We start from the raw sequence: 12857 nt of genomic DNA on the forward strand, positions 1-12857 counted from the left end.
TCGAATTTAACTACCAGCCAAATGATAAAGTTTAAATACCTAAAAAAAGAATTACTTGCCGATGTAATTACTCCGGTAAGTATGTATCTGAAATTGAGAGATCGATTTCCTGGTGCAATATTATTGGAAAGTTCGGATTACCACAGCCCGGAAAATGCCAGTTCTTTTATTGCCTTGGAACCAATTGCCAGCATTACCCTAAAAGATGGACGATTGATTGAAGAGATTGAAGGCAAAAAAGAAGTTTGTGATGCAAGAGGCAAAGGCAAACGATTTGTTTCGGGAAAGTTGAAAGACTTTGTTGGACAGTTTGACCTAGAAGGAAAGGAAAATGTGCCAAAGGCAAATGCACTTTTTGGTTACACGACTTTTGATGCGGTTCCTTATTTCGAAGACTTGGATTTTAATTTGGAAAAGAAGCAATCGGGGATTCCTCAGATGTGTTATTCGCTTTATCGGTTTATCATTGAAGTGAATCATTTCAACAATACATTGAAGATCATTGAATTGGTTAAAAATGGAGATGATTCGAGAATACGCGAAGTTTCTGATTTATTAAGGAATAGAAATCTGCCGGCTTTTACATTTTCTTTGGAAGGTGAGGAGCAATCGAATATGGACGATGAAACCTATCTAAATATGGTGACACAGGGTAAGAAACATTGTAAAAGAGGTGATGTATTTCAAATTGTTCTTTCCCGTCAGTTTTCACATGCTTATAAAGGTGATGATTTTAATTTGTACCGCGCTTTGCGATCAGTTAATCCATCGCCTTACTTGTTTTATTTCGATTACGGATCGTTCCGGATCATGGGATCATCGCCTGAGGCGCAGATTGAAATTAAAAACAAAAAGGCATACATTCACCCAATTGCAGGCACATTCAGAAGAACCGGTGATGCCGTGAAAGATGCCGAACTGGCCAAAGAGTTGCTGAAGGATGAAAAAGAACAGGCTGAACATGTGATGCTAGTTGATTTGGCCAGAAATGATTTGAGTCGCGATGCACAAAATATTAAAGTAGAAACCTTTTGTGAGGTGCAGTACTTTTCTCATGTAATTCACTTGGTATCCAAGGTTTCAGGTGAACTTCCCGATGATTACAACCCCTTTCAGTTAATGGGAGACACATTTCCTGCAGGAACCTTATCGGGAGCTCCTAAATACCGCGCTATGCAGTTGATTGACGAATACGAGCCAACGGCAAGGGGTTTTTATGGTGGTTGCATCGGTTCTCTAGGATTTAACGGTGAAGTAAATCAGGCAATCATGATCCGAAGTTTTATGAGCAAGGACAATCATTTGTACTTTCAGGCTGGAGCCGGTGTTGTTGATAAATCCATAGAGGAGAATGAATTAAAAGAAGTAAGTAACAAATTAGCTGCCTTGCGAAAAGCAATGGAACTGGCACAAACTATATAGGATATGAAGATTTTAGTTTTAGATAATTACGACTCCTTCACCTATAATTTGGTGGAATATTTACGGAATTTGGGTGCAAATGATATTGAAGTGCACAGAAACCGGGAGATTGATTTGAAAGAGATCGCTAAGTTCGATAAGATCTTACTATCTCCGGGACCGGGAATTCCTGATGAAGCAGGCATTTTAAAAGATGTGATTCGCGAATACGCAGCCACTAAATCGATATTAGGTGTTTGCCTGGGAGAACAGGCAATTGCTGAGGTTTTTGGCGGAAGCATTGAGAATTTGGATAAAGTATATCATGGTGTGGCTACTTCGGTTTTCCGAACTGATGATGACAAAGGGGTTTTGCAGGGAATCGATCAGGAGTTTACTGCAGGAAGATATCATTCTTGGAATGTAACGAAAGAGAATTTGCCTGATTGTTTGATTGTTACCTGTGAAGATGCAGAAGGACAAATCATGGGAATTAGACACAAGGAATATGACGTGCAAGGTGTTCAATTTCATCCCGAGTCGGTTCTGACTCCTAATGGATTGAAAATGATTGAGAATTGGCTGAATAATTAAGTTACAAGTTTCAAGTAACAAGCTTCAAGTATTAGAAAACTGAATGCTGTTAGCTAAATTAAATTAGGATAAAATAGATAAAATGCGCAATATATTACACCATTTGTTCGAACACAAAACCTTAAAAAAAGAGGAAGCGAAAGAGGTTTTGATTCGGATTACAAAAGGGAATTTTAACGAATTTCAAATTACTTCCTTCTTAACCGTATTTATGATGCGAAGCATTACCGTTGAGGAATTAACAGGATTTAGAGAAGCTCTTCTTGAATTGTGCATTCCTGTTGACCTATCGGAATACAATGGCGTTGATTTGTGCGGAACTGGCGGGGATGGAAAGAACACTTTTAACATTTCAACCTTAGCTTCATTTGTGGTTGCCGGCGCTGGCGAAAAAGTAACGAAGCATGGAAATTATGGCGTTTCTTCTTTTTGCGGATCTTCCAATGTGATTGAGCATTTGGGCTATCAGTTTAAAAATAAGGAAGAGGATTTGAAACGAGATTTGGATAAAGCCGGCATTTGTTTTTTGCATGCACCGCTATTCAATCCAGCCATGAAAAATATAGCGCCAATTCGTCGCGATTTAGGCGTAAGAACATTTTTCAACATGTTGGGTCCCTTGGTAAATCCATCGCGCCCAAAGAATCAGATTGTTGGGGTTTTTGACTTGGAATTGGCTCGTTTGTATCAGTATTTACTGCAGGAAACAGATTCAAATTATACGATTATTCACGGAATTGATGGTTACGATGAGGTTTCGTTGACCGGAAAGGTGAAGTTGATTGGAAACAGAACGGAAGAGTTGTTGGAACCGGAAGCATTTGGAAAACGGAAATTGAATCAGGAAGAATTGTATGGTGGCGAAACGGTTGAGGAAGCAGGCAAAATCTTTGTCGACATCCTTAAAGGAAAAGGAACCTACGCTCAAAATTCGGTGGTTACAATTAATGCAGGATTGGCAATTCATTGTTTGCATCCTGAAATTAGCAGGGCAGATGCCATTGGCAGAGCAGAAGAAGCTTTGCTTTCGGGAAATTCGTATGAGGTGTTGAAGAAACTGACAAAAGGAAACCAGGCATGAATGCAAAGCAAAATATATTAGACAAGATTGTACAGCAAAAATTGGCAGAAGTAGCTCTTCAGAAAGAGCAAACCCCAATTTTTCAATTGATGGAGCAGGAGAATTTCAAACGAACTTGTTTCTCAGCAAAAGAGTCGATTACCCGGAAGGGAGCCTCGGGTGTGATCGCGGAATTCAAACGTCAATCGCCTTCGAAGGGAGTGATTAACGGAACAGCAAAACCGAAGGATGTGGTAAAATCTTATCAGGAAGCAGGAGCTTCTATGGTTTCGGTATTGACCGATGAGGCGTTTTTTGGCGCAAAAGCGGTCGATTTTAGTACGGCACGCGAAAGCCTAAGCATTCCATTGCTGCGAAAAGAATTCATAGTAGATGCTTATCAGATTTACCAATCGAAAGCCATGGGCGCCGATGTGATCTTGCTGATTGCAGCCATATTGAGCCCTCAGCGTTGTAAGGATTTTGCCTTTATAGCAAAGGATCTGGGCATGGAAGTGTTGCTTGAACTGCACGATGAATCGGAGCTGGAACATGTGAACCGATATGTCGATTTGGTGGGAATCAACAACCGAAACCTGAAAGATTTTTCGGTAGATACAGATCGATCGATACAATTGGCAGCCAAATTGCCCGAAGATATGATACGAGTAGCCGAAAGTGGCCTGGATAGTCCTGAGGTTGTGCGAAAGATGAGGGAGAATGGTTTTCAGGCATTTTTAATGGGAGAGCATTTCATGAAACAGGATTCACCAGGCAATGCCTGCAAACAATTCATTTTGCAAATGTAGGGACACGCCATGGCGTGTCCGAATGGTATTTTTGAACCCATGGCGAACAATATATAATATCAAAAACAATGAAAATAAAAGTCTGCGGTCTTCGCGATAAAAGTAATATTAAAGAGCTGATGGCTTTGCCATTGGATTATGTGGGCTTTATCTTTTATTCAAAATCTGCGCGCTACGTTGGAGACGATTTTGATGCAGAAATCACGAAAATGATTCCTTTGCATATCCGTAAAGTTGGCGTTTTTGTGAATGAAGCTGCAGAAAAGATTCTGACTTTGGCGAAGAAATATCAACTCGATGTAATTCAATTGCATGGAGACGAAAGCCCGGAAGACTGTCAGCAGATAAAAGATTCTGGCATAGAGGTGTTTAAAGCCTTTCAGTTGAACGAGGACTTTCAGTTTGAACGACTGGAAGCCTATCATAAAGCTTGTGATTATTTCCTATTTGATACAAAATCAGATTCTTATGGCGGAAGCGGTGAAAAGTTCAATTGGGAAATCTTAAAAAAATACAAAGGCGAAACTCCTTTTTTCCTGAGCGGAGGAATTGGAATTGATGATGTTGAAGCAGTAAAAGCCTTTCAGCATTCCAAACTATTTGGCTTGGATGTGAATTCAGGATTTGAACGAAGTCCTGCAGTAAAGAATGTAGTGTTAGTAGAAGAGTTTTTAAAATCAGTAAGAAAAAAGAAGATGAGCAATAATAAATATGCAGTAAATGAACGAGGTTACTACGGGCAATTTGGAGGTGCTTACATTCCTGAATTGTTGCGTGCCAATGTTGATGAATTACGTGAGAACTACCTGAAGATTATCAATTCGGAGAAGTTTCAGAAAGATTATAAGAGATTGTTGGATACTTACGTGGGCCGGCCAACACCATTGACTAAAGTGGCGAATTTATCAAAACGATTTGGAACAAATATCTACTTGAAACGTGAAGATTTAACGCATACAGGCGCACATAAAATAAACAATACCGTTGGGCAGATTTTAATTGCCAAATACATGGGTAAAACCCGTATCATTGCTGAAACAGGAGCAGGGCAACACGGCGTGGCAACAGCTACCGTTTGTGCTTTGTTTGGTTTGGAATGCATTGTGTATATGGGCGCATTGGATATAGAACGTCAGGCACCAAATGTGGCTCGAATGAAGATGTTGGGCGCAAAGGTTGTTCCGGCTATTTCGGGAAATCAGACTTTGAAGGATGCCACCAACGAAGCCATTCGAGACTGGATTGCCAACCCTCATTCATTCTATTTGATAGGTTCGGTGGTTGGACCACATCCTTATCCAGACATGGTAACCCGATTACAATCTATAATATCGAAAGAAATTCGCGAGCAGCTAACCAAAGAGACCGGAAACCCGAATCCTAATTACGTGATTGCTTGTGTAGGTGGTGGAAGCAATGCCGCCGGAGCTTTTTATCACTATCTGGACGAAGAGGATGTGAAATTAGTGGCTGTGGAGGCTTCTGGTTTGGGTGTTAATAGTGGCGAAACCGCCGCAACCATTACCATTGGCGATATTGGCTTTATTCATGGCAGCAAAACCATGCTGATGCACGATGAGGATGGTCAGATTACGGAACCTTACTCTATTTCGGCAGGGCTGGATTACCCTGGCGTAGGACCTTTGCACGCACATTTGGCCGAGACGGGCAGAGCACAATTTCTCTCCGTTACCGATCAGGAAGCTTTGGATGCTGCCATGGTGCTGGCACAATCCGAAGGAATTATTCCCGCTCTGGAATCGGCTCATGCTTTGGCAGCCTTAGAGCAAATGACCTTTCGTAAAGATGATGTGGTAGTCGTGAATCTCTCAGGAAGAGGCGATAAGGATATGGAGACTTACATGAAAGAAATTAATAATTTGTAATTAAGAATTAATAATAACGAAACACAATTTACCTCAAAATTCTTTCGAGGAGCCGATAGGCAGAGGGGTGAAAATATAAATTACGAGAATTAGTAATAACAAGTAACAATTAGGTTTTAGTAAATTATTAATTTCTAATTGTTAATTATTCATTAGTTTATCATGAACCGAATAGATCAATTATTTCAAAATAAAGGAAAGGATATTTTGTCCATCTATTTTCCTGCCGGATATCCGAACTTGAACGATACCGTACCCAACCTGAAACTTTTACAGGATAAAGGGGTTGATTTGGTAGAGATAGGAATCCCATTTTCCGATCCCTTAGCTGATGGGCCTGTAATTCAGATTGCAGCAAAGAAATCCTTAGATCAGGGAATGAGCCTGAAACTGCTTTTTGAGCAACTCAAAGATGTTCGCAAGACCATTACAATGCCTTTGATATTAATGGGCTATTGGAATGTGGTTTTTAAATATGGTGTCGATGCATTTTTGCTGGATTGCCAAACTTGTGGTATCGATGGAGTTATTCTGGCCGATTTGCCTTTGGAGGAGTACGAAGAGGAATTTAAAGCAAAGTTTGAGGCGCATGGCGTTTACAATATTCTACTAGTAACCCCTCAAACTACCGATCAACGAATGGCGAAAATAGAAAAATCCGCCAAAGGATTTTTATACATGGTTTCATCATCGGCAACAACAGGTGGTGCTTTAGAGCAAAGTGCCGAGAGGGAAGAATACTTTAAAAAGGTAGCCCGTTTGGATATTCCTTCGTTAATAGGATTTGGAATACACGATAAAAAAAGCTTTCAGCATGCCTCCAGCTTTTCCAATGGGGCAATTATTGGAACCGCATTCATAAAAGCATTAAACAGTGGAACGGCTTCCGAATTTTTGGACTCATTGCTGTAAATTGAAATCCCAGCTCGTCAGGCTCTGACTATAAGCGAGCCGTTCATGTCAGGGTCTGACTCGATGCTAAATGAATTGTAATTTGCTATAAAGCACGAAAAAAGGATCTTGCCGAGCAAGATCCTTTCTTTTTGTTCATGGAATGTGATTGATTTTCTTGGATTTACTTTCCAGTACTTCTGCATATTCCTTAAAAGTCGTATGTGTCAAACTCGTTGTATTCGATTCCATTTTGCGAAAACAGAATCTCTACGTAACGAATTTGTTCTGTATCATTCTTATCGGTAGTGTCTAGTTTTCTGAAATAGCTTTCATCTACTTTTGCAAACAAACTGTAGCATGTAGAATAATAAAAGCCCATAAATGGAATTACTGGCACTCCATATTTTAAGCGTTCAGTAAAGCTGAATTTTGAAATGTTCGTAATTATGTTGTTTTGATCCTCGTAATATTCTTTTAGTAACCCATCTACAGCGCTAATGCTTTGTGTTTTTGTGTAGAGCATGTAGATTAAAAATCCAATTATTACTATAATGAACAGAATACCGGTTACTTCCATTGTTTTCTTGAGTTTAATTATTTGCAATAAACTTATTCTTTACCGCTACCTTCCAATTTGTTTTGCAATTGTGAGTGGATGTCTTTGCGCTCAACTGCCAACTGTGACCTTGTAAAGCCACCGTGAGGTGGCTTTGTTTGTTGCGGAATGGCGTTTTCACTTCCCAGTTAAACTCTTTTTTTAGCAAAGAAGCTTATAATATTTAGCACTAAACCAATTGCAATTAATACTCCAGCAATCATATAATATCTTCCCGATTCTGGATAATTAATTATTAAAAATAAAGATCCCGCTAGCATTATTAGGCTAAGGATGTAAAATAGGCTGTTCGTTTTCATTTTGATAAATTTTTAATTATTAGTTTAATTTTTACGTGAAAGCTAAGTTTTAAAATGCCGAATGTGGGCTGTAACCCTTTCATTTAGAACCATACGGCAAGCAATTTTTGATTGTAGCTTTTCATATATTAAACGAAGGGTTTAGAATGATTCTTTAATAAAATGATATAGAAAGATTGCACTACCGTATGAACATCTATCATGATATTCATCTCCTTTGTTTGAATTCGCAAAATCAGCTATACCTTTTATCCATAAACATTTTTTATTTAAAATATGAGATGTTAAGTATAGTCCAAACCCCTCCATATCAAGACTTTTTAGTTTTCGAGAATCTTTTTTCAACTCAGCCATCATCGTCTCTGAGGCTACAACAAATGGACCACATACAGATGGACCTGATAATGCTTTTATATTGTTTCGGGAATCTAATAAATTAACATTTCGAAGAGATCTATTTACTTTGTCGATATTTTCTCCGTCCGAAATAAATGTATTCATTTGGGAGATAAGTTCATAGTTTGCTGGAATTTGTTGTAACTCTTTTAGTAGGCTAATACTACCAGTTTTATCTTCTTTAATCTTACCAACACTATAGTCTTGAATAGATTCGGAGATAACTAAATCACCAAAATCTAAGTCGTCTGATTCGAATCCAGCACAAAATCCAGTCATAAATAGGTGGTCAATTTTATACAGATTATACAGAGTTGTAGAGAGTATTGAAGTTGCTGATATTCCGGGTTTGCCTACACAGCCAGCAATGATTTTAAGAGAGTTTCCATATCCAGTAACTACATTACAGCTAAAAAGATCAAAAGGATGGTTTTCATTCTTTTCTTTTTTCCACTCTACTTTATTAAATGCTTCTTTAAGTTGTGCAAACTCTTCAGGTAAAGCACATATAATACCTATGTTAAATTTATTGCGATCTAATACTGAATTTAAAATCGATTCTTTATTTTTTCTCAAATGAAGTACCTTGTTCTGTAACTTCGTTTTCCAATCATTCTTTGACTGTTCATATTTTACTAAATACCAAACCTTATCTTCGAACCTCTTCTTTAGCTCAGGATATTTTTCTTCATATTGGGTTAAGCCAATAATCTGATTTGGAATATTTATTTGTTCATTTATATATATTTCATCTATAAACTTAGGCCCTTCTTCAATATCTGGCTCTTCATCATCATTCAAAGGCAAAACTAAATCTAGTAATAAAAGATCATAGTCATTTTTGCATAATAATTTACGACCTGAATTAATAGACCTCGCAATATCAACACTCTCTATAGGAATGTTGCAATTTTCAACTATTACTGAAAGGATAGAAGACACCTTTTTTGCTGTATCATCAACAATTAGTATTTTTATCATAGTAGGATGTTATATAAGTTTTTAATTTTATTTGCCAATCTGTTTTTTTATAAGAAAAGAATACAAAACCTAAGTAATTGTCAGGATAATTGCTCTTTAATTCGATGTCAAATTCTGATAATTTTTTTCCAACAAAACTTTCATACATAGTTACAACAACAACTTTTGTGGTGATGTCCATTAAGTACATTGTATCCAATATATTAGCTCCAGCTAAAGGTTCTGGGACACCTCCAGATTCATCTGCAGTAACATCGTAAGTTGTCATAGACATATCTAAAAGTATAATATCATAATCTTTATAATTCTCGAAGATTTCTTTTGTTGCTGAGTTGTAAGAACGCTTTTCAACATATTCAAACTTTGGAAATTCGTTTGTAAGGAACTCCTTAATGCTGTCAAGTTTCCTTTGTTCATCTTCAACTATAAGTATCTTTTTCATACTGTAAGATTCTCTAGGTTTATTCTAATTGTAGCAATACATTTTCCTTCAACCGCTTTAATACAGACATAGTTGCTCAAGTCACCTAAATCATATTTAAGTATTTTTTTGGCTTTAATTAGACCACTTTTTCCTTCTAACGACAATCGTGCTGTTGATTCCATTATTAGATCAAATTCTTTATTTAGAGTTTCAGTGTCTACATTTATTTGATTTTCAAAGGTTAATGTTAATATTTGATTTTCAATTTTAGTGTCTATTTTAAACGTACTTCTTGGAATGCTGTTTTTAAACATATTAGTTAGGAAAATTCGCATTATATCGCTAAAATGAATTCCATAAGCAGCTTTAATTGTAATTTTAGCACCTTGAAGCTTTGATTCGAGAGGATGACTATTTTTAGGATAAAATTTCTCAGTGCTATCCCATACAATTGATAATAATTCATCAAGTTTAAAGTTGTCAAACTTAGATTCTTGGATGTGAAACCAACCTTCAATGCGAGTTAGTTTTTGATTTGTATTTGTTCTAATATCACTAATTGTTTTATTAAAATCATCTCTTATGTGAGTCAAAGCTGGAATATTAACTTTCAGATCTAATTCATTTAGCAACTTGTGAAATTCTTCAGATAAATTGTTTTTAATGTATGATCTAATAGTTTGGAGGTTACGCTCTGTTATTTGCCATAGATTTTTTATAACTAACTGACTAAATTCGTCAGAGTCCTTTGCATTAATTGCAATTTCTAAGGCTTGTAGTGAAAGTGTTTCAGCATTAACATCATAATTAAAGTATCCTCTTTCTTTCTCGATTATTTTAATTTGAAGAACATCAAATTTAAAATAGCTTATGAAGTCATCAACTTTCTCAGAAAATTCTGAGAGAATTTTATAGAGTTCATCATTACTTCTTTTATCTAAACCATAAGTTCTAGCCCAATATTCATTATTTACATATTTTTCATTTGTTTTATTTAGCATTAAATTACAGGCTACAAAATCGGATCGTAATTCACCTTCTAAAACGCCATGTCTAATTCTTGTGCTTAAGTATGTTCCCAATCCAAATTTACTAAACAAAAATTTGTCTCTTACACCATCGTAAAGATCATATGCTACTTGATATATTGCATTGTCAGTATACATGAAATCTGCCGATAATATAGTTGCGTCTGCAATTTTGGAATTCATAACTGGATGAAAGACTTTTTTAAGAACTAATATCGGTTTTTCTGATTCAAGTATTTTATATTGGGTCATAAATCTATCATATAATCCATCTATATCTTTTAGTTCGTATTTAATTATTGCTTGATCATTAGCATAGATTTTACTTTCATCAATTTTCCTGTTTCCTTTATATATTATAAGTTCATCAAATACTTCGTCAAGCATTTTTTTGTACAGCTCAATTTTAGGAGTGTCTAAATTAATTAAGTACATTAATAGTTTTCGTTTTTCTTCAAGTTCTTCTGGAGTACTGTTTATGTGGTAATAATGCCTTAATATATCTTCACTAACTATAACATAAAAAAATGATTCTTTTTTATGAATATCTATATCATCTATTTCATCAAAAAGTTCAGATGGTTTTTTAACATCATAATAATCACAGAATGATTTTAAAATAAAACTTTTGTCAGTATCTTTTGATGAGTTTAATCCAACAAATATTGGTAGTTCAATTGACCTCTTTATATTTTTATATTTTTGTTTTTTTAAGAATCCTATAAATGAATCGACATTAGTCTTTTTAACACCAATAGGGCTTTGTATATATTCAGTCACAAATAGCTTAATTGCTTCTTGGTATTTTTCAAGTTTCAATAAGCAATCAAATGCGCTATTTATAGCAATTTGGATGATTGGGTTTCGTTGTCTGTTTTTCTCTAAAATTGTAATCCAAGCATCATACGATCCTTGGTAATCTTGTTTTTCATATAAAATCTTAGCGTTGTCTTTTTCTAATATATGTTCTACAATATTAGTGTTGTTTATTAATGATTTTTTAATTCTATTAATCTGGTGATTAGTAGATGTGGATTGTCCAATCTTCTTACATCCATTTTCTAGGTATTTAATAGCTATACTATCACTTTTAAAAATTTTAGAATAAATTGGATCAAAATATTTTAATGATAAAAAACGAAGTTCATCTGATTTTTCAGAATTATTCTCTTCCTTAATGAAATAATCAAGTCCGTTTGCTATTGTGAAGCCATATAGATTTTTATTAAGTTGATAAAGATTATATAAAGATGATGAATTATCCTTCTCTGAGATAGAATTGAAAATCTTTCTACTTATCTGATTGATTGGTGATTGGTCGAGGTGTATAGGGCTATATCCGTTATTGGCAAATAAGAGACTAAAACAGTAAAATCTAAGAACTTCAAAATTGTCTGTCTTTAGTTTAATGTAATTTTTACATTTAATAATGACTTCTGAATATTTTCCTCGATAATAAAGATCAATAATGTCAAGGTATTCTTTATCAAAATAGTCATCGCAATCATATTCTGGATTGCTCAGAAACATATATGGTAATAAAATAGAGTCTTCAGTTAACTTGTATAGAGCCTTACTTCGTGAGATAATGGTATCCTTACTTTCTTCTTTTAAGAAAGCAGCTTGCAATACCTGAATCAAGACAACGTAACGATCTACAATTGAGTTTGTCGATTCCATTATTAATGGTATTGACGGATCATCAATATTATAATTGACGTAAAAATTTAATCTAAATAAGTAGTAATTGTAATAATCATTTTGAAATTCAGTTCTATTGCGTTTGAAATTATTAAATAGATCTTGGTCATATCTTAATGCTGAGATATCTCTTTGTGCTCTATATGATAAATAGTGTAATAAAAGTGAAACAAATCCATTTTCGTTTTTTTTATTGTTTATCTTTTGCTTATTTTTTTTGTTATTACTCTCATCCTCAAGTCTTGCTTCGTTAATCTTTGACAATAATGTTATTGCTTCTTCTGGCTTTTTCATTAATTCAAAAACAAGTAACTTGCTTTCATACAGCCAAATTGAAACCCCTATTTCTTTTTCAACAACTGAAAGTATTTGTAAAGCTTTGTCATTTTCACCAAGTAAGATTTCGTGTTCAAAGGATTTTCTTAAGACAATAAATTTCTTTATTATTTCTTTTGAATTTTTAATGGATAGGATTATCCAATTTATCTCATTTTTTAAAGATTCCGGTTTATAAAAATAAGTTTTGTGAGTGCCAAGTTCTGTGATTTTTTCAGGTAAACTATTCCCAAAAAGGCACTTTTCAAATGGAGGGATGTTTTTTTTAAGATATTGCACTAGACTATTTACTAAACTGTAGTCTGTACTGTTTTTCAAATCATTTATCTTTTCTGCACATTCTTTGGGGTTTCTGAATGAACTCAATAAATTTTGCTTTACTTGATATTCTGGAATTTCTTTACTCATGAGTTGTAGTGGGATATATTTATT

The 12857-nt window shown here is 35.1% G+C and carries 10 protein-coding genes; 6 read left to right on the plus strand and 4 right to left on the minus strand.

The genetic code is table 11. The annotated features are described in order from the left end of the window. Window positions 1–21 precede the first annotated feature (21 nt). The 6 genes from ALGA_RS18660 to trpA all read left to right on the plus strand — a co-directional run bounded on the left by ALGA_RS18660 (window position 22) and on the right by trpA (window position 6662). The gene (locus ALGA_RS18660; RefSeq protein WP_096431806.1) at window positions 22–1422 is read left to right on the plus strand and encodes an anthranilate synthase component I family protein; all 1401 of its coding nucleotides are present in this window, start codon (window positions 22–24) and stop codon (window positions 1420–1422) included. Window positions 1423–1425: 3 nt separating this feature from the next. Then, the gene (locus ALGA_RS18665; protein WP_096431807.1) at window positions 1426–1995 is read left to right on the plus strand and encodes an anthranilate synthase component II; all 570 of its coding nucleotides are present in this window, start codon (window positions 1426–1428) and stop codon (window positions 1993–1995) included. Window positions 1996–2077: 82 nt separating this feature from the next. Then, window positions 2078–3076, plus strand: coding sequence for an anthranilate phosphoribosyltransferase (gene trpD / locus ALGA_RS18670; protein ID WP_096431809.1), 999 nt, complete (start codon window positions 2078–2080; stop codon window positions 3074–3076). Further along, window positions 3073–3864, plus strand: a complete 792-nt coding sequence (trpC, locus tag ALGA_RS18675) for an indole-3-glycerol phosphate synthase TrpC (RefSeq protein ID WP_096431811.1) — start codon at window positions 3073–3075, stop codon at window positions 3862–3864. The genes trpD and trpC overlap by 4 nt, the downstream gene beginning before the upstream one ends. Window positions 3865–3932: 68 nt before the next feature. Then, on the plus strand, window positions 3933–5750 hold the full coding sequence (locus tag ALGA_RS18680) for a bifunctional phosphoribosylanthranilate isomerase/tryptophan synthase subunit beta (RefSeq protein WP_096431813.1): 1818 nt from the start codon (window positions 3933–3935) through the stop codon (window positions 5748–5750). A gap of 162 nt (window positions 5751–5912) precedes the next feature. Next, entirely contained in the window at window positions 5913–6662 is a 750-nt protein-coding gene (gene trpA / locus ALGA_RS18685; protein WP_096431815.1) for a tryptophan synthase subunit alpha, read from the plus strand. Between the two features lie 190 nt (window positions 6663–6852). Here the strand turns inward: trpA and ALGA_RS18690 are convergent, their stop codons facing one another. The 4 genes from ALGA_RS18690 to ALGA_RS18705 all read right to left on the minus strand — a co-directional run bounded on the left by ALGA_RS18690 (window position 6853) and on the right by ALGA_RS18705 (window position 12833). Further along, window positions 6853–7221, minus strand: a complete 369-nt coding sequence (locus tag ALGA_RS18690) for a hypothetical protein (RefSeq protein ID WP_096431817.1) — start codon at window positions 7219–7221, stop codon at window positions 6853–6855. A gap of 479 nt (window positions 7222–7700) precedes the next feature. Beyond that, complete coding sequence (locus ALGA_RS18695) at window positions 7701–8936, minus strand: 5'-methylthioadenosine/S-adenosylhomocysteine nucleosidase family protein (RefSeq protein WP_096431819.1); 1236 nt, start codon at window positions 8934–8936, stop codon at window positions 7701–7703. After that, on the minus strand, window positions 8914–9378 hold the full coding sequence (locus ALGA_RS18700) for a response regulator transcription factor (protein ID WP_096431821.1): 465 nt from the start codon (window positions 9376–9378) through the stop codon (window positions 8914–8916). Before ALGA_RS18700 ends, ALGA_RS18695 begins: the two co-directional genes overlap by 23 nt. Continuing rightward, entirely contained in the window at window positions 9375–12833 is a 3459-nt protein-coding gene (locus tag ALGA_RS18705) for a hypothetical protein (RefSeq protein WP_096431823.1), read from the minus strand. The genes ALGA_RS18700 and ALGA_RS18705 overlap by 4 nt, the downstream gene beginning before the upstream one ends. Between the last annotated feature and the right edge of the window lie 24 nt (window positions 12834–12857).

The organism is Labilibaculum antarcticum (assembly GCF_002356295.1).
GTDB classification, from domain to species: Bacteria; Bacteroidota; Bacteroidia; order Bacteroidales; family Marinifilaceae; genus Labilibaculum; species Labilibaculum antarcticum.